Source organism: Kribbella sp. NPDC104740, assembly GCF_055583505.1.
Map to the genome: position 1 here is coordinate 162,304 of NZ_JBVJNV010000005.1, position 16,979 is coordinate 179,282.

19 protein-coding genes are annotated in these 16,979 nt (G+C 69.9%); 11 read left to right on the forward strand and 8 right to left on the reverse strand.

The window, feature by feature from the left end; genetic code table 11:
- Positions 1–57 precede the first annotated feature (57 nt).
- A complete protein-coding gene (locus tag ACZ6Z4_RS26360) occupies positions 58–1,230 on the forward strand; it encodes an MFS transporter (protein WP_465569540.1) in 1,173 nt (390 codons plus the stop codon).
- On the opposite strand, the gene ACZ6Z4_RS26365 is transcribed toward ACZ6Z4_RS26360, so the two are convergent.
- Positions 1,218–2,129: an aminoglycoside phosphotransferase family protein gene (locus tag ACZ6Z4_RS26365; RefSeq protein WP_465569541.1), complete on the reverse strand. Its 912-nt coding sequence runs from the start codon at positions 2,127–2,129 to the stop codon at positions 1,218–1,220. The genes ACZ6Z4_RS26360 and ACZ6Z4_RS26365 overlap by 13 nt on opposite strands.
- Before the next feature lie 280 nt (positions 2,130–2,409).
- Between ACZ6Z4_RS26365 and ACZ6Z4_RS26370 the strand changes: the two genes are divergently transcribed.
- Entirely contained in the window at positions 2,410–3,042 is a 633-nt protein-coding gene (locus tag ACZ6Z4_RS26370; protein ID WP_465569543.1) for a gamma carbonic anhydrase family protein, read from the forward strand.
- Between the two features lie 583 nt (positions 3,043–3,625).
- Here ACZ6Z4_RS26370 and ACZ6Z4_RS26375 read toward each other — a convergent pair.
- The 5 genes from ACZ6Z4_RS26375 to ACZ6Z4_RS26395 all read right to left on the reverse strand — a co-directional run bounded on the left by ACZ6Z4_RS26375 (position 3,626) and on the right by ACZ6Z4_RS26395 (position 8,415).
- Positions 3,626–4,702, reverse strand: coding sequence for a sucrase ferredoxin (locus ACZ6Z4_RS26375; protein ID WP_465569545.1), 1,077 nt, complete (start codon positions 4,700–4,702; stop codon positions 3,626–3,628).
- Positions 4,699–6,060, reverse strand: a complete 1,362-nt coding sequence (locus tag ACZ6Z4_RS26380) for a cupin domain-containing protein (protein WP_465569548.1) — start codon at positions 6,058–6,060, stop codon at positions 4,699–4,701. The genes ACZ6Z4_RS26375 and ACZ6Z4_RS26380 overlap by 4 nt, the downstream gene beginning before the upstream one ends.
- A 5-nt stretch (positions 6,061–6,065) precedes the next feature.
- Positions 6,066–6,602 (reverse strand): BatC protein, encoded by a 537-nt coding sequence (locus ACZ6Z4_RS26385; protein WP_465569550.1) that lies wholly within the window; start codon positions 6,600–6,602, stop codon positions 6,066–6,068.
- 126 nt (positions 6,603–6,728) lie between these two features.
- Positions 6,729–7,760: an Rv2231c family pyridoxal phosphate-dependent protein CobC gene (cobC, locus tag ACZ6Z4_RS26390; RefSeq protein WP_465569552.1), complete on the reverse strand. Its 1,032-nt coding sequence runs from the start codon at positions 7,758–7,760 to the stop codon at positions 6,729–6,731.
- Between the two features lie 76 nt (positions 7,761–7,836).
- The gene (locus ACZ6Z4_RS26395; protein WP_465569554.1) at positions 7,837–8,415 is read right to left on the reverse strand and encodes a MerR family transcriptional regulator; all 579 of its coding nucleotides are present in this window, start codon (positions 8,413–8,415) and stop codon (positions 7,837–7,839) included.
- Positions 8,416–8,481: 66 nt separating this feature from the next.
- Between ACZ6Z4_RS26395 and ACZ6Z4_RS26400 the strand changes: the two genes are divergently transcribed.
- From ACZ6Z4_RS26400 to ACZ6Z4_RS26415, 4 genes are read left to right on the forward strand one after another with little or no spacing between them, the layout of a single operon-like run.
- Entirely contained in the window at positions 8,482–9,273 is a 792-nt protein-coding gene (locus ACZ6Z4_RS26400; protein WP_465569556.1) for a carbon-nitrogen hydrolase family protein, read from the forward strand.
- The gene (gene mobA, locus ACZ6Z4_RS26405; RefSeq protein ID WP_465569558.1) at positions 9,270–9,833 is read left to right on the forward strand and encodes a molybdenum cofactor guanylyltransferase; all 564 of its coding nucleotides are present in this window, start codon (positions 9,270–9,272) and stop codon (positions 9,831–9,833) included. The genes ACZ6Z4_RS26400 and mobA overlap by 4 nt, the downstream gene beginning before the upstream one ends.
- A gap of 41 nt (positions 9,834–9,874) precedes the next feature.
- Complete coding sequence (locus tag ACZ6Z4_RS26410) at positions 9,875–10,744, forward strand: phosphotransferase family protein (RefSeq protein ID WP_465569560.1); 870 nt, start codon at positions 9,875–9,877, stop codon at positions 10,742–10,744.
- Between the two features lie 28 nt (positions 10,745–10,772).
- Positions 10,773–11,750 carry an NAD(P)H-quinone oxidoreductase gene (locus ACZ6Z4_RS26415; RefSeq protein WP_465569562.1) on the forward strand — a complete coding sequence of 326 codons (978 nt, stop codon included), beginning with the start codon at positions 10,773–10,775 and terminating at the stop codon, positions 11,748–11,750.
- Positions 11,751–11,781: 31 nt separating this feature from the next.
- Here the strand turns inward: ACZ6Z4_RS26415 and ACZ6Z4_RS26420 are convergent, their stop codons facing one another.
- On the reverse strand, positions 11,782–12,195 hold the full coding sequence (locus ACZ6Z4_RS26420; protein ID WP_465569565.1) for a VOC family protein: 414 nt from the start codon (positions 12,193–12,195) through the stop codon (positions 11,782–11,784).
- A gap of 72 nt (positions 12,196–12,267) precedes the next feature.
- On the opposite strand from ACZ6Z4_RS26420, the gene ACZ6Z4_RS26425 reads away from it, so the two are divergent.
- From ACZ6Z4_RS26425 to ACZ6Z4_RS26440, 4 genes are all read left to right on the forward strand, one after another.
- Entirely contained in the window at positions 12,268–12,840 is a 573-nt protein-coding gene (locus ACZ6Z4_RS26425; RefSeq protein ID WP_465569567.1) for a TetR/AcrR family transcriptional regulator, read from the forward strand.
- Positions 12,841–12,921: 81 nt separating this feature from the next.
- A complete protein-coding gene (locus ACZ6Z4_RS26430) occupies positions 12,922–13,506 on the forward strand; it encodes a TetR/AcrR family transcriptional regulator (RefSeq protein WP_465569569.1) in 585 nt (194 codons plus the stop codon).
- A gap of 137 nt (positions 13,507–13,643) precedes the next feature.
- The gene (locus ACZ6Z4_RS26435; RefSeq protein WP_465569571.1) at positions 13,644–14,174 is read left to right on the forward strand and encodes a CGNR zinc finger domain-containing protein; all 531 of its coding nucleotides are present in this window, start codon (positions 13,644–13,646) and stop codon (positions 14,172–14,174) included.
- Positions 14,175–14,292: 118 nt separating this feature from the next.
- Positions 14,293–14,901, forward strand: coding sequence for a bacterial proteasome activator family protein (locus ACZ6Z4_RS26440; RefSeq protein WP_465569573.1), 609 nt, complete (start codon positions 14,293–14,295; stop codon positions 14,899–14,901).
- Here the strand turns inward: ACZ6Z4_RS26440 and ACZ6Z4_RS26445 are convergent.
- Complete coding sequence (locus ACZ6Z4_RS26445) at positions 14,898–15,701, reverse strand: HAD family hydrolase (protein WP_465569575.1); 804 nt, start codon at positions 15,699–15,701, stop codon at positions 14,898–14,900. The two genes, ACZ6Z4_RS26440 and ACZ6Z4_RS26445, sit on opposite strands and share 4 nt — an antisense overlap.
- A gap of 617 nt (positions 15,702–16,318) precedes the next feature.
- Here ACZ6Z4_RS26445 and ACZ6Z4_RS26450 point away from each other — a divergent pair.
- Entirely contained in the window at positions 16,319–16,828 is a 510-nt protein-coding gene (locus tag ACZ6Z4_RS26450; RefSeq protein ID WP_363677791.1) for a WhiB family transcriptional regulator, read from the forward strand.
- Positions 16,829–16,979 lie beyond the last annotated feature (151 nt).

Genomic DNA, 16,979 nt, shown 5'->3' on the forward strand with positions numbered 1-16,979 from the left:
GAGTGCCTCCTCATGCCTGCAGCGGTGTCCCTGGGTCTGCCCAACGTTCGTGGACGGGTGCCCCTGCTCGTCGGACTGGCGATTGACTCGTTCGGTGGTGGCTGTGCTGGGCCGCTGCTGTTGCTGTTCTTCGTACGGGTCGCTGACATTCCGCTGGGTACGGCGGGGGTGCTGCTGACCGTGGCGACGCTGTTCTCCGTGGCTGCGCCGGCTGCGGTGGGGCTGGTGATCGACCGGGTGGGGCCGCGGAACCTGGTGACGGTGGCGCAGTTCGCGCAGGGGCTGGCGTTTGTCGGGTTCTTCTTCGGGCGGTCGATGTGGCTGCTGTTCCTGTGTGCTCTGCTGACCACTACCGGGCAGCGCGTGTTCTGGTCGTCCATCTTCAGCCTGCTGGCTGACGTCTCCGACGACGGCGACCGGGACCGCTGGTTCGGGCTGGGCGGGATGATGCAGGCCGGTGGGTTCGGGCTGGGTGCGCTGGCGGCTGGTGCGCTGCTGACGCTCAACGGGGACCTACCGTTCCTGCTGGCGATCGGGCTGAACGCGGTGACGTTCTTCGTGGCCGGCGTACTGATGCTGCTCATCCACCCGGACCACACTGCTCGGGCTGTCGAGGACAGCGGGCCGGTGCCGTTGCTGCGGCATGACAGGCCGTTCCTGGTGCTGATCGGAGCCAACACGGTGCTGGCGCTCTGCACGATGCTGATGGGTGTGGGGCTGCCGGTATACGTGAGTGAGGCGCTGCCTGCGCCCAAGTGGCTGGTGGGGGTGCTGCTGGCGGCGGTGTCCGTCGTACTGGCTACTGGGCAGACTCTGGTGGTTCGCCACACGGAGAAGCGGCGCAAGATGAACGTGATGGTCCTGGTTGGGCTGATCTGGATGGTGTGGGGGCTACTGATGGCTGGGCTCCTGCACGTGCCGGCTGCGCTCGTCGTACCGGGGCTGGTGCTGGCTACGGCCTTCTTCGCTGCTGGTGACGTGCTGCATGCGGCAACCGGCAACGCACTGGCTGCAGCTGTTGCGCCGGAGCGGGGGCAGGGGAAGTACCTGTCGTACTGGCAGTACTCGTTCACCTTCGCGAGCGTGCTGGTGCCGGTCTTCTTCGCGCAGCTGTTCGTGGTGGGGCACGCGGTGCCGTGGCTGGCGATCTCCGGGCTGGCGCTGGCGGCAGCGATCACGCTCGTCGTACTGGACCGGGCGCTGCCGGATGCGACCGCTCAGCGGCGTTGAGGAGCTGCTAGTACCTCGCCGATGACGTGCCGCGCGTGGTTCGCGATCTCCGGGTTGGTGTCCTTGTGGTGCGACCACACGATCAGGGCTTGGGACAGCACGCGCCCACGTCCGCGGAGCCATGTCGCGTCGTCGACGTCCAGCGCCGTACGGAACTCGTCGCGGACGTTCGCGGGCAGTAGGTGCCACGCGGGGAACAGGTCGCATGCCGGATCGCCGAGGCCGCAGGTCTCGAAGTCGAGCACCGCGGTCAGTCGGCCCTCCGCCGACACGAGCAGGTTGCCCGGCGTCAGGTCCGAGTGCACCCACACCTGGCGCTCGTCGGATGGTGCGGCGAGCGACTCCTCCCACGACGCCAGCGTTGCGCGAGTGTCGATCAGTCCCTCCAGATCGCCGATTGCCGTCCGCGTCGGGGAGTCCAGCTCGACCATCGGAGCGCGCGTCCGGCGCTCGCCCGGATACGCCGGCGGCCGGTCCGGCAGGTCGATCCGCCGGAACGCGTCGACGAACGCCGCGAGGTCCGTCGCCAGCCCGCGTGGGTCGGCGAGTGCGTCGGGGCGCGGGTGCCTGCCGGTGAACCAGCGGTGGACTGACCACTCGCCCGGGAACGCGTCGGTGGGTGAGCCGATCGCCTCGACAGAAGGGATGGCCACCGGCAGGAACGGCGCGAGTGCCGCGAGTTTCGCCTGCTCCCGTTGCACCATGTCGGTGACCGAGGGCCGGAGCGGCAGCCGTACGGACAGGTCGGGACCGAGGCGGTAGATCGCGTTCACCAATCCGTTGGAGTCGACCGGGTCCACCGGCAACGCCGCCCACTGCGGGAACTGACCGGCCACCAACTCGCGGACGAGCGGTGTGTCGATCTCGACCTGATCGGCGTGGACCTTGCGGGGACTCACGAGCCCCATCGGACCGGGTCGGCCGGTCCGCTGTCAACGCGGTTTCGGATCGACGTCCTGCGACACGACAACTGAGGCGTCAGGGTTTCTTGCATTGCTTCGAACAGGTGTTCTAATGTTTTCCGTGTAGCGCGCGGTACCTCTTTCCAACCAAGACCTTCGTCCGTACGGCCGAACCTCCCACCACGACGTGGACGGCCGGCGCGGCGATGGCCGCCCGGGGAGGTGAGGCCCCGGGCGTTGGAGAGCTTTCGACATTGCAGACTGACGCGGGAAGGTGGTGGACGACGAGAGGGGACAGCAGATGCTGCTCGAACATCGCGGCCGGACTCCGGTCGTGCCGGAGTCGGCGTACGTCGCTCCGTCGGCGGTGCTGTGCGGTGCAGTCGTGCTCGGAGAAGGCTGCCGGGTGCTGCACGGCGCAGTCCTGACCGCGGAGAACGGCGAGATCCGCCTCGGAACGAACTGCGTGGTGATGGAGAACGCCCTGGTCCGCGGCCGGGCCGACCATCCAGCGCTGCTCGGCGACGCGGTCCTCGTCGGCCCGCACGCCCACGTGAACGGCGCCACGGTCGAGGACGAGGTCTTCCTCGCTACGGGCGCTGCGGTGTTCCCTGGTGCGGTTGTCGGCGCGGGCTCGGAGCTGCGGATCAACAGCGTGCTGCACGTGAACTCACGATTGGCCGCCGGAACGGTGCTGCCGATCGGGTGGATCGCGGCGGGTGATCCGGCGGAGCTGTTCTCACCTGACCGGCACGAGGAGCTGTGGGCTGCGCAGGAGCCCATGGACTTCCCGGGGACTGTGTACGGCGTGCCGAGGGGGACGTCGATGCGGGAGATCATGGCGCGGCAGTCGGAGTACTACGGGGCGCACCGGGAGGACCGGGTGGTTGGGGAGCCGGGGGCTGAGTAGGCGGTCGGAACCCGTTGGGTGACGGGCGTTCGGTGCCGTGGGCTGACCAGGGGTTGAGCCTCTTGGGCAGTGCGGGTCATCGAGCCGTGGCTGCCTTGCCTGCCCGCCCATGGACTGAGCCGTGGCTGCCTTGCCTGGCCGGCCCGTGGGCTGAGCCGTGGCTTGCCTGGCCGGCCCGTGGACTAAGCCGGTGGTTGAAATCTGTCGGCTGCCAACGGTTGCGGGGGCCTGGTGTGGCTGATTGTGCTCGTAGATTGGCCTCGCGGTTGAGCCATTGCGTGGCGGGCCCTGCGGGCCGTGCCGTGCTACCGCGCTTAGTGGCCTGTGGATTGAGCAGTCGCTGCCGCGCGTCCTGGAGCCTTGGGCTGCGCCGCTGCTGAGCCGTTGCTGCCCTGCGTCCATACGCCCTGCGGGGCGGGCCGGTGGTCGAAGCCTCGCTCGGCTGCTGGCGGTTGAGGCATGCGCGGGTGGGTGATTGGCCTCGGGGGTTGGTGTTTGCGGTGGGGCTGTTGCGGGGCGGGCTGGAGCGCTGATTCGGTGGGTGTGCCGTTGCCCGGTAGGGCCTGTGAGCGGGGGTGTGGGCTCAGGCGGTGTTAGTGCGGATGGGGGCGGCGAGGGTGAAGTGGCGGAGGTGGCCTGGGGGTTGGGTGGCGCAGGTGAGTTGGGCGTTGATGGTGCGGGTTTCGGCTTTGAGGTCGACGGTCAGGGTTTGGGATTGGGTGGTTTGGAGGGTTACTGACCAGTGGTTGGGGGCTGGTTGGGTCACTGCCACTGGGGTCAGGGCGTTCAGCGCGAGGGTGTGGCCGGCGGCTCGGGCGAAGTGTTGGGCGGCTTGGGCTGGTGGGGGGAGGGCGCCGTTGCCTCGGAAGTAGGTGGGGGTGATGGTGCCGTTGGTGTGGGCCTCGGCGAGGGGGACGGCTTCGGTGGCGGGGACGTGGCCGTAGAAGTGGCTTTCGGGGAGGAAGACGAGGTTGGCGGCGAAGCGGTCGCCGCCGATGTGGCTGCACTCCCAGGTGCGGTCGGGGTAGGCGGCGGTGAGGGCTGCTGCGGCGGGGCGGCCGCGGACTGCGCAGCAGGCGTCGTGGCGGCCGTGGGTGCAGACGAGGTAGATCGGGTCTGGGTGGAGGGTGCCCTGGTCGGCGCCGGTGAGGACCTGGAGGAGGTGCTCGTCGGTGGGGAGGAGGCCGGTGCGGATGGATTCGTGGCCGGGGCGGGAGTCGACGAGGAACCAGCGGCGGGGTGGGGGTGCGGAGGTGGGCGAAGGGCTGGCATCGGACGTGCGGGCAGGCGCTTCGGTGGAGGTGTTGGACGGAGCAGCGGTGGAGGCAAGGGCGCCGGTGGAGGGCGCGGGGGCGGTGCCGGTTCGGGGGCGGGGGGTGGTGCGGCCGTGGCGGCGGATCAGGACTGGGCGGGTGTGGAGTTGGGCGCAGAGTTGGGCTAGGTGGGTGGCGAGGTTGTCTGGTGGGGCCGCGGGCGTGTTGTTGGGTGGGGTGGAGTGCTTCAGCGCGGTTAGGGCTGCTCTGGGCCAGGGGGCGTTGAGTTCTATGAGGAGCCAGCGTTCGGCGGGTGGGGCGGTGGCGTAGAGGGGGTCTTGGCGGCGTTCGGCGGTGGCGGCGCAGCCGGTGGTGGGGGTGTAGCGGGGTGGTGGGGGTTGGGTCACTGGGGGCCTGTTACTAGGACTGCTTCTGTCATCAGGCGGCGGGTTAGGACGAGCTGGTCCTCCGGGGCTAGGCCGGGGAGGTCGCCGACTTTGAAGGGGGTGCCGGAGAGGGCTGTGGTGAGGGCTTCGAAGGCGTCGGCCGGGAAGGTGATGGTTCGGTCGGGGAGGTGGAGGCGGAGGGGGGTGCCGGCCGTACCGGGAGTGTTGGCGGTGCCGGGAGCGCCAGAAGTGCCCGCAGTGCCAGAGGTGCCGGCAGTGCTCGGAGTGCCGGGGGTTAGGTGGTGGTTCAGGCCTTGGCGGGCCTGGAGGGTGGTGCCGATGGCCAGGTTGGTGATTGCTGCCGCGTGGGCCAAGGGCGGCAGCGGGGCTGGGCGGTTGCCGGACCAGGTGCGGCGGCGGAGGCGGGTGGCCAGGGCCTCGGGGGTGGCGGTTTGGAGGTGGTCGGTGAAGAGGGCCTTGACCTTTTCCAGTTCGGGGGCCAGCTGGGCTGGGTCGCCGGGGTTGAAGCCGAGGGGGAGGGCTGTGCGGAGGTCTACCTCGTTGGCGGCCAGGGCCGCTAGCTCCTGGATGAGGAGGTAGCGGGTCAGGGTGTGGAGGCCGATGGTGAGGTGGGCGCTTACGCCGCCTAGTGCTTTGGCTGAGTGGAGGAAGCCGCGCGGGACGTAGAGGGCGTCGCCTGGTCGTAGTACGGCGTCTACTACTGGCTGCTGGTCTCGGGCTGCGTCCGCTACTGCTTGGGAGTGGTCTGTCCACGGTTGGTTGCGGAGCGGGTCCACGTGGACTGGCTCGTGGACTGTCCAGTGCTTCTCGCCGGCTACCTGCAGGACGAAGACGTCGTGTACGTCGTAATGGGCCGCGAAGCCCTGGGACTCGGCGGGGGTGATGTACGCGTTGATCTGGACCGGGTGGCCGGCCTCGGACGCTAGTTGGGTGGAGAAGTCCACGAGGGCGGGCCAGGTGCGGTGCAGAGCCTGCAGTACGACGGTGTGGCCGCTGGCGAAGAGCTGGGCGACCTTGTCGTCGCGGATCTGGTCGCCGATCTCGGCGCCGGCGCCGCCGGGGCCGGTGAACTGGTTGTCGCCGACGACCGAGCCGTTCTTGGCGATGCGGAGGAACGGGGTGCGCAGGCCGCGGCGGGAGAGGAGTTCGTCGACTGCTTCGAGGCTGAAGAGGTCGGCGAAGCCAGCCGGGGCAGGTGCGCTCGCGCCGGCCGAGGCAGGGCGCGCCGGGGCGAGCTCCTCAGCTCTCGAGAACAGCGCTCGGCGGCCCCAGTAGTTGGTGGCGAAATTCTCTGGGTCGCCGGCGACGCAGCGCCGGAGGGCCGGGCTGCTGTCCGGTTGCGGCCCGGTCTCCGGCACGGCGCTCACCAACTTCCGGAGTTACCGCTGGCACCGCCGTCCGCGCCACCATCGCTCGTACCGGGCGAAGCGCCGCCGTCCGCGGGGCCCTCGGCGCCGCTGTCGGCTCCTCCGTCGGCGCCGCCGTCGCTGAGACCAGGCGACGCGCCGCCGTCCGCGGGACCTTCCGAACCGGCGCCGCCATCAGCACCGCCGTCGTGACCGCCCGGGTTCGCACCGCCGTCGGCCGGACCCTCGCCACCGCCGTAGCCGCCACCACCGGCGCCGCCGTCAGCACCGCCGTCGTGGCCATCGGGGTTCGCGCCGCCGTCGGCCGGGCCTTCGCCGCCGCCGTAGCCGCCACCGCCCGCGCCGCCGTCAGCACCACCGTCGTGACCGCCCGGGTTCGCGCCGCCGTCCGCGGGGCCCTCGCCGCCGCCGTAGCCGCCGCCACCCGCACCGCCGTCGGCGCCGCCGTCGTGGCCGCCGGGGGTGGCGCCCCCGTCAGCGAGACCTTCACCGTCGCCGGACGAGGTGGTCATGTCGTCGTCGTTCAGACCCATGATGCTGCTCCTCTCGAGGGGGACTTGCGTGCCCACCCTGTGCGCAAAGTAGATCGGGGCTAAACCCCTGGCGGGATCACAAGCTCCCGTCAGTTCTACGGCGATCTGCCGGAGCGGCGGAAGGGCTCAGCCGAGCAGGTCCCACCAGACCTTGAGGAACGCGTCGGTCACCGGTTCGGGGCGGACCGCGATCCGCAGCCAGTCGGGGCCGAGGCCGGGGAACGTGTCACCCCGCCGTACGGCGAAACCGCGGCGACGGAGCTCCTCACGGAGCTGCACCGCGCCGTCGACGTGGACGAGGACGAAGGGCGCCCGCGGTACGCCGTACGAGTGCACGCGCGGTGACGAGGTGAGCCCGGTCAGGAGGTGGGTGCGCTGGGCATCGAAGGCCTCAGCTGCTTGGTGGGCCTCGGCAACAGCCTCAGGAGTGCTCGTCGCGATCGCTGCCGCGAGGGCGGGTGTGGACAACGGCCAATGCGCCTGTACGGCGGCCAACTGCTCGACCAGCGCCGCCGCCGCGACGACGTACCCCACGCGAAGACCCGCCAGCCCCCACGTCTTGGTCAGGCTGCGGATCACCACCAGCCCTGGAATCGACGCGCCGACCAACGACTCGGGCTCGCCCGGAACCGCGTCCATGAACGCCTCGTCGACCACCAGGATGCGCTCCGGCCGCGCGAGCTCGCGCAGCGTGTCGGCCGGGTGCAGGACCGAGGTCGGGTTGGTCGGGTTGCCGACGACGACCAGGTCGGCGGCGGCCGGTACGGCGGCCGGGTCGAGCGTGAAGCCGTCCTCGGCGCGCAGCACGACGCGGTCGACGAGGTGCCCCGCCGAGCGCAGCGCGGACTCCGGCTCGGTGAACTGCGGGTGGACGACGACCGGGTGCCGCGGCCGGAACGCGCGGGCGACCAGGACGAACGCCTCGGCGGCGCCGGCGGTCAGCAGGACCTGGTCGGGGTCGCAGCGGTGGCGAGCGGCGACCGCGGCGACGGCCGCGCCGGACCGGGGGTAGGCGGCGAGATCGGTGAGGCTCGCGGTGATCTCGTCGAGCAGCCACGGCGGCGGCGTACCGGCACGCACGTTGACGGCGAGATCGGTGAGGCCGTCACCGACTTCGAGGTCTCCGTGATGGTCCAGGTCGAATCCGTCCACAGGCACGGGAGCGAGGCTAACCCGGCGCGCCTGGGCGGTCCCAGGGGCCTCTCAGCGCGGCACCGTCGCGGCACGGCGCAGCTCAGCGCGGCATCAGCGCGGCCCGGCGGGAACGCATCTCCTCCAGCTCACGCTCGGTCATCGACTCCACGGCCCGGCGGCGGGCCGCCTCGAGCGCGGCGAGCTCGTCGGGGCTGAGACTGTCGCGGTACTGCTCACGCTGAGCGGTCATCGTGTCGAGCTCCTGCTGGGTGAGGGTGCGGTTCATGGCGTTCATTCCTTCGATGAGAGTGAGCAATGACTCGGTGGTCGGCTGGTTGGCCGCGTCCAGCGCGGCCAGGACGGACTGCAAGCGGTCGTGCAGCTCAGCACCCGCCGCCAGCTGAGCCTCGACCTGGTCGAGCTGACGACGGATCAACCCCCGCGGATCGGGGACGTCGCCGTCGATGAGCTGGCCGATCTCGGTCAGTGTCAGGCCGAAACCGCGGAGGGCGAGGATGCGGTGCAGGCGCCGAACGTCGGCGTCGGCGTACAGCCGGTGCCCGGTCGGGCCGCGGGACGTCGGGCGGAGCAGCGCGATCTCGTCGTAGTGGTGCAGCGCGCGGACGCTCAGGCCGGTGGCCGTCGCGAGCTCGCCGATCTTCCAGGTGCGGGACGTCATGGGTTCGACGCTAGGACCTCACGTCGTGTCAGGTGCAAGGTCTGAGCGATGCGGCACCATGGGGACATGAGGATCGCTGTGGTGCAGACCGCGAGTTCCGGGGACAAGGCCGCCAACCGGGAGGCGGTGGTCCGGTGGGTGGCGCAGGCCGCTGCCGGGCGCCCCGATCTGGTGGTGCTGCCCGAGGCGATGATGGCCGACTTCGCGGCCGAGGGCGGTTCGGTCGGGCCGCTGGCGGAGGCGCTGGACGGCGAGTTTGTGAGCACGTTGCGCAAGTGCGCGGCGGAGCACGGGACGGCGATCGTCGCGGGGATGTTCGAGCGGAGCTGCGACGAGCACCGGCCGTACAACACGCTGCTGGCGGTCGGGGCTGACGGCGACCTGCTCGGGGCGTACCGGAAGATCCACCTGTACGACGCGTTCGGCTACAAGGAGTCGGATCAGCTGACGCCGGGGGATGTCGCGCCGGTCGTGGTGCGGATCGGCTCGCTGAAGTTCGGGCTGATGACTTGTTACGACCTGCGGTTTCCGGAGCTGTCGCGGGCGCTGGTGGACGCGGGGGCGGATGCGCTCGTCGTACCGGCGGCCTGGGTGCGCGGGCCGTTGAAGGAGCATCACTGGGAGACGTTGCTGACCGCCCGGGCGATCGAGAACACCTGCTACGTCGTGTCGGCGGCGCAGAACGGGCGGAAGTACTCCGGGCTGAGCCAGGTGATCGATCCGCAGGGGGTCGCGGTCGCTGCCGTTGGTGAGGCCGATGGGGTTGCGGTGGCGGAGATCTCGGGCGAGCGGTTGGCCGACGTACGGCGGAAGAACCCGTCGCTGGCGAACCGGCGGTTCACGGTGACGCCGCGTTGAGGTACGACGTGGTGGTGCTCGCGGGTGGGGCGTCGCGGCGGTTCGGCGGGGTGGACAAGGCGACGGTCGTGCTGGAAGGGGTCTCGCTGCTCGATCGGGTGCTGGGGGCAACCGAGTCGGCGGTGTCGACGGTTGTTGTGGGGCCGGTGCGGGAGACTTGTCGCGCCGTTGAGTGGACGCAGGAGGATCCGCCTGCGGGTGGGCCGGTCGCTGGGGTTGCGGCGGGGTTGGGGTTCGGTACGGCGCCTGTCGTGGTGCTGGTTTCGTGTGACCTGCCGTGGTTGACGGCGGGCGATGTCGCGGGGCTAGTTGAGGGGATCGGCGAATACGACGGGCACGGGCTGCGGGATATTGGGGGCCGTGAGCAACCACTTGCGGCGGCGTACCGGCGGGAGGCGCTCAGCGCGGCTGTCGAGGCGGTGGGTGATCCCAGGGATCAGTCGGTACGGCGGACGTTCGCGGGACTGAAGATGCTGTGGAGCGAGCCGACGCGCGCGGGGCGGGATGTGGACACCTGGGCGGACTTGGACGACCCGGAGACGGCCGCACCGACCGAGTAATTCAGTCGCCTCGCAGCCCGCGGAATCCCTAGGCTGCCCGGATGGATGTTGCCGGGGTGGTGCGGAAAGCCTTGCCTGGATGGGAGATTGCGGAGATCCTGCCGCGGTCGGGTGGGCAGTTGTCGAGTGTGTTCGAGGTGCGGAACGCCGGCGGGGAGGCGGTGATCGTCAAGGTCTACGACCCGGAGTGGGCTTGGAAGCAGGCCAAAGAGGTTTACGTGTACGGGCTGCTGGCGCCTGAGGTTGGGGAGATGGTGCCTTCGGTGGTTCATCTGGAGCCGGGCGCGACGGTGCTGTCGAAGGTGGACGGAGTGCCGTTGTCTGAGGTCGACAAGGCCGACTACGGGGTCGTCTACGAGCAGGCTGGCGAGTTGCTGGCGCGGATTCATCGGATCAAGCAGCCGGCGTACGGGTATCTGACTGACCAGGTGCTGGAGCCGTTGCCTTCGAACGGGCGCTACATGGAGCGGCAGTTTGCGAAGAAGGTGCGGGAGTTCGAGGAGCTTGGTGGGGATGCGGAGCTGCGCGACAGGATCGTCGAGTACGTCGCCGCGCATCCGGTCGCTGACGAGGACCGGCCGGTCTTGTGCCACAACGACTTCCACGAGGGGAACCTGCTGGTCGACCCGGCGACCTCGCGGTTGAACGGGATCGTCGACGTGGAGAACGCGATCGCCGCCGACCCGCTGCTCGATCTGGCGAAGGCGCAGTACTACTCGATCAAGGGTGATCAGACCAAGCTCGACGGGCTGCTGAAGGGGTACGGCGAACTGCCGGCCGACTGGGAGGAGCGGACGGCGACCTACCGGCTCTACCACGCGCTCGAGCTATGGGACTGGTTCGCGTTGATAGGCACGACCGATCCGCTGGATTCGATCGCGACGGACATCACCGGGCTGCTCGGCGCGTAGTCCGGCGGGACGCAGTACGGTGGCGAGTATGCGAGCTGTCGTGTGTGAAGGTGCCGGGGGTGTCGAGGTTCTGACGGTCGGCGAGATCGAGGATCCCACGCCGAACGTCGACGAGGTCGTGATCGAGGTCGTCGCGGCGGGCGTGAACCGCGCCGACCTGTTGCAGCGGCAGGGGCACTATCCGCCGCCGCCCGGCGCGCCGGGCACGATCGGGCTCGAGGTGTCGGGGCGGATCAGCGCGGTCGGCGAGCAGGTCGAGGGCTGGTCGGTCGGGGACGAGTGCTGTGCGCTGCTCGCGGGCGGTGGGTACGCCGCGAAGGTCGTCGTACCCGCGCCGCAGGTGATGCCGGTGCCGGAGGGGATCGACCTGGTCAGCGCCGCGGCGCTGCCCGAGGTGGTCGCGACCGTCTGGTCGAACGTGTTCATGAAGGCGCACCTGAAGGACGGCGAGACGCTGCTGGTGCACGGCGGCGCGTCCGGGATCGGGACGATGGCGATCCAGCTCGGGGTCGCGCACGGCGCGCGGGTGCTCTGCACGGTCGGCAGCACCGACAAGATGGACTTCTGCACCCGGCTCGGCGCCGACGTCGCGATCAACTACAAGGACGCGGAGTGGGCCTCGGTGGTCCGGGAGGCGACCGGCAAGGCCGGCGCGGACGTGATCCTGGACATCATCGGCGCGAAATACCTGACCGACAACGTGAAGTCGCTGGCCTTCGACGGCCGGATCGTCGTGATCGGCATGCAGGGCGGCGCGAAGGGCGAGCTCGACCTCGGCCGGCTGCTGGCCAAGCGCGGTTCGATCACCGCCGCCGGGCTGCGCAGCCGGTCGGTCGAGGACAAGGGCCGGATCCTGGCCGAGGTGGTCGGGCACGTCTGGCCGCTGGTCGAGGCCAAGAAGGTGCGCCCGATCGTGCACGCGACGTACCCGCTGGAGCAGGTCGCGAAGGCGCACGAGGAGCTCGAGCAGTCCACCCAGATCGGGAAGATCCTGCTCACCCTCTGACCTGCCCAGCGGCCGGTACGCCGTACGCCGGTCACGTCGGCGTGTTGGCGGCGATCCACTCCGGGTCGGGGGCGACCAGCTGGATCACGTCCAGCCAGGTGCCCTCGGGGTCCCGGACGAAGAAGTGCCGCTGCCCCCACGGCTCGGTGACGAGCTCCGAGGCCAGCTCGACGCCGGCCTCGACGAGCTGGGCGGCGAGCTTGTCGGCGTCGTCGACGACGAACCCGAACACGTTGGTGCTCTCGGTGAGCGCCGAGACGGCGGCCGGGACCGAGGCGTGGCCGCGCTCGGAGATGGCCAGTTCCCAGGCCGCGTCGCCGCGGCGCAGGCAGATGAACCAGCCCAGGTCGATGGTGACCTGGAGGTCGAAGTGGTCCGCGTAGAACGCGGCGACCTTCGTGGGCTGGGAGGTGACGACGGTGGCGCCGAAGACGGCGGGTTGCATACGCACTCCTTGCACTACAGCTGTTGTGGTTGAGTACGACAGTTGTAGTGGACGACTGGTAGGCTTGTCAACATGCCCAGGAACCCCGAACGCCGTACCCAGCTCGCCGACGCGGGCCTCGCCGTGCTCGCCGAGGCCGGCGCCCGCGGCCTCACCCACCGCGCGGTCGACGCGGCCGCGGGCCTCCCGGCCGGTACGGCGTCCAACTACTTCCGGACCCGCGACGCGTTGCTCGGGGCGCTCGGGGAGCGGATCTTCGAACGCCTGGCGCCGACCGACGACCGCCTGGAGCCGCTCGCGGCGCGTGAGCCGTCGGTCGATCTGATGGTCGACTACGTGCGATACATCGTCGAGCGGCTGCTGGCGAATCCCGAGCTGCCGCTCGCGTTGTTCGAGCTGCGGTTGGAGGCGACCCGGCGGCCGGAGCTGTCCGAGATCCTGGCGCGAACGTTGCGGCAGGGGTTCGACGGGGACGTGTCGTTCCACGTCAACGCCGGGCTGCCGGGTGGGGCCGAGGAGGTTCGCCTGCTGCACTTCGCGATCGACGGCCTGGTGCTGGACCGGCTGACGCCGGGCGTCGGGCACCCGTACGACGTCGACGCGACCGCCGAGCGGCTGGTCCGGCGGCTGATCCGGGACAGCTGACTGCGCCGGAACAGCCCGCCGAGACGGATCCGTTGCACGGAATCGCCCCGGATGTCGTTGCCAAGGGCTACCGTCAGGGGTGTGACTGGGGAACAGCGGCGCGGTGCGCACGTGCTCGACGCGGTGCTCGACGTGATCGCGGAGCGTGGCCTGGAGGCCGCGACGATGCGGACCGTCGCGGCGGCGGCCGGGATCTCGCTGGCGCAGGTGCAGTACTACTTCCGCAGCAAGGACGAGCTGGTGGCGTCGGCGTTCCGCCACGTCAGCGAGCGGTTCGACGAGAAGCTGGCCACGATCGACCTGTCCGGCCCGCCGCGCAAGGTGCTGCGCGAGGCCCTCGAGCTGTGGCTGCCGCTGGACGACGGCCGCGCCCGGGACGCCCGGGTCTGGCTGGCTTTCAGCGCCGCCTCGGTGACTTCACCGATGCTGGCGGGGATTGCGGCGGCGACCGACGCCGAGCTCCGGGTCGCGTTCGCGCGGCTGCTCGACGCGGCGATCGCGGACGGCGACCTGGCCGAGGTGACCGACACCGAGACCGAGGCGGGGCTGCTGCTCGCCGTACTGGACGGGCTGGTGATCCAGGGGCTCACCCTGCCGGCCGAAGAGCGCAATGCGTTCCTCGTACAATCGCTGAACACTCACCTGGACAGGCTTTTCACACCGTAAGTAGTTGCCATTGGCCACAATTGCAGCGGCGGTAGACGAGCAGTCCGTCGCTGACGGGGTGCGTGGACACGACATGCCAGACGTGCTGGTGGACTTCTTCCCTGGTGATCATGGATCCATCGTGCTGTAATGGCATTATGCATCTCAACCCTTACGGCGCCGACGCCGTCCTGCTGGCGGTGAACCTGGTCACGAACCCGGCCGCCACGGCGGACGAGCTGGCCACGCGCTGCGAGGAGAGCGGCGTCGTCACCAGCAACGTCCGTGGCGTCCACGTGACACCGGAAGACCTGGTGACCGTGCGGCTCGCGCTGGAGGAGTGGATCGAGGTGGTGGACGCCACCGATGAGCAGCAGCGGGTCGACCTGGTCAACGCAATGCTCGCGAAGTACACCGAGCACCCGCGGCTGACCAACCACGCCGGCGACGGCTGGCACATGCACTACCGGCCGGACAAGGTCCCGGTCGGGCGACTGGTCGCGACACTGATCAGCACCGGTACGGCGCTGCACCTGGCCGGCCGTGGGATCAGCAGGCTCGGCCGCTGCGCGACCGACGGGTGCGACAACGTGTACGCCGATCTGTCCCGCGGCGGCAAGCAGCGCTACTGCAGCCCCGCGTGCTCCAACCGGGACGCCGTCCGCCGGCACCGCGCGCGGACCGCGTAGCGGGCGACCGCGAAGCGCGCGAACGGCGTAGCCCCGCAATCGCGTAGCGGGCGCGCAGAAGACGCAGCCGGGCAGCTCACCCACAGACCCCGTGCGGGGGTGCTTCTAGGATGGGCAGATGAGCAAGGACACCAGCAACGAGGGCCAGGAAGTCCCGATGGCGGGGGCTCGGACCGAGGACGGCAAGATCCTGATCGTCGGGCCGGACGGGATGGCCGTCGAGGGGCCGCCGCGCGACGCCGACGACGACGCGACCGACGAACCACGCTCGGTGACCGAGCTGGTCGAGCAGCCGGCCAAGGTGATGCGGGTCGGGAACATGATCCGTCAGCTCCTCGAAGAGGTGAAGGCCGCTCCGCTCGACGAGGCGTCCCGGCAGCGGCTGAAGGCGATCCACGAGGCGTCGATCAAGGAGCTGGAGAGCGGTTTGGCACCGGAGCTGGTCGAGGAGCTGGAGCGGCTCAGCCTCGACTTCACCGACGACAGCACGCCGACCGAGGCCGAGCTGCGGATCGCGCAGGCCCAGCTGGTCGGCTGGCTGGAGGGCCTGTTCCACGGCATCCAGACGGCGCTGTTCGCCCAGCAGATGGCCGCGCGCCAGCAGCTGGAGCACATGCGCCGCGCGCTGCCCGGCGGTCAGCAGCTGCCCGAGGGCGGCGCTTTCCCGGGCGCGCCCGAGGCGAACGGAAGCACCGACGGCCCGGGCAGCGGCGGGATGTACCTCTAGAGATCGAACAACTCGGCGAGGACGGTGGCGACACCGTCCTCGTCGTTCGTCGGGCAGACGTGGTCGACGACCGCGAGCACCTCGGGGTGCGCGTTGCCCACGCCGTACGACGTACCGGCCCAGCTCAGCATCGGCAGGTCGTTCACCGAGTCCCCGAAGGCGATCGTCTCGGCGGCCGAAATTCCTTGTTCCGCGGCGAAATCGGCCAGCATCGCGGCCTTCGAGACGCCGCTCGCGGCGATCTCCACCAGCCCGTCGCCGCCGCTGTGACTGGCGGCCACCCGCTCCCCCACGATCGGCGCGACCTTGGCCAGCAGCTCGTCGGAGTGCAGGACGTCGTGCCGGACCAGGAGTTTCGCGGCCGGTTCGGCCAGCAGTTCGTCGATCGCGGCGACCAGGGTGTCGTCCGGCCGCGGCCAGCGGTTCACGTAGTGCGGTTCCTGTCCGTAGCGGTCCGGTCGCTCGATCGCGAACTCCACGTCCGGTACGGCGGCCCGGATCGCCTCCGCGACCTCGAGCGCGACGGCCGGATCGATCAGCCGGGTGCGGATCGGGCGCCGGTGCGCGACGTCGTACAGAATGGCGCCGTTGGCAACGATCGCGACCCCGTGCTCTCCGACCAGATATGACAAGTCGTGCAACCAGCGCGGTGGCCGGGCGGTGACCATCACGAAGACGGCCCCGGCCTCCTGGATCGCGAGCACGGTCGCTCGGGTGAACGGGGAGACGGTGGTGTCACTGTGGACCAGCGTGCCGTCCAGGTCGGTGGCCACCAGGCGGGGTGTTTCGGGCGTCGACACGTGCTTACCGTAACGGTCCGTGGGCAGTGTTCGGGATCCGAAAGGGCAAGGGCTCTTTACTCCTTCGAACACTCATCGCGCAACCATCTGGAGATCGTTTTCCATGCAATCTGATTGACCATTGAACAACGTCACCAGACCGTTACGGCAGGATGCTGCAAAGGCAGCAAGTTCCCCTGCGCTGCACGGTTTGCGCATGATTTCATGCGGTGGCTGGCGGGGAACCAGGGGCGGTTCGCACGCGTCGTACGCCTTGTTCCGGATCATCACATCCGGTCCGACCCACGCCGGGAAGAACGTCGAGGAACTGGTGCGGAATTGGGTGCAACCAAATCCGGATCGGTGGCGTCAACAGTTATGGATCGGTGCGCCTAGCGCCGGACAAAACAGGGGTGGGTCGGCAACGAGCGTCGGTCCATCAGCTAGTGGGCTCGGGTGTTCGAACAGCATTCACCGTTCGTTCATCGAGTCCTGGAACTTGGGGAGCCACGATGACTGTCAACACCGCCAACCCACCGGGGGCCAGGTCCGCCCGTGCGGCTGTCGACACATCTTCCATCATGGAAGGGGCCATGACCGGCTGTACTGCACGCACAGATGTTTTCCAGCACCGCCTGATGGAGGAGCCGCCGCCCGCGTCGGCGACCCGTCGCACCAGGGAGCGGTACGACCAGCTCGTTCGGGAAGCCAAGAAGGTGTGCGCTTCCTGCCCGCTGTTCACCGACTGCCTGTTCAGCGCGGTGGCCGAGCACGACGTCAGCGGCTTCGTCGCCGGAACCACTGCTGTACAACGTCGTTCAATGCGCAACCTGTTGGACGTCGAGGTCCAGGCCGACGACTTCGACCAGCTCGCCGGGGCTCGCGGGACCCGCCGGCCGGTCAGCCACGAAGAGGTCCTGCGTCTGCGGACCCAGTACCCCAACGACAGCCTCGAGTCGCTCGCGATGCGGCTCGGATGCTCGCTGTCCACCGTGAAGCGCCACCTGCGCAGGGCGCGCCGCGGTCAGAGCCCCGCCGCCAAGGCACCGCGGGCCCGTCCGGAGGTCAGCGCCGTCCTGGACGCGTTCGACGCCGTGGTGGACCAGCCCGGCCCGGCACCGCGCACCCGCAGCACCCGCGTCGCCTGACCGATACTCGGCCCGCCAGCGGACTATCGGTCACCACACGAAGGCCCGGAAACCCTGCACCAGCAGGGATTCCGGGCCTTGTCGTTGGTGCTGAACTGTTCGACCAGGAAGCAAAGACTTGACCTCGTCGCCGGCGAGGTTTCAAGTACCG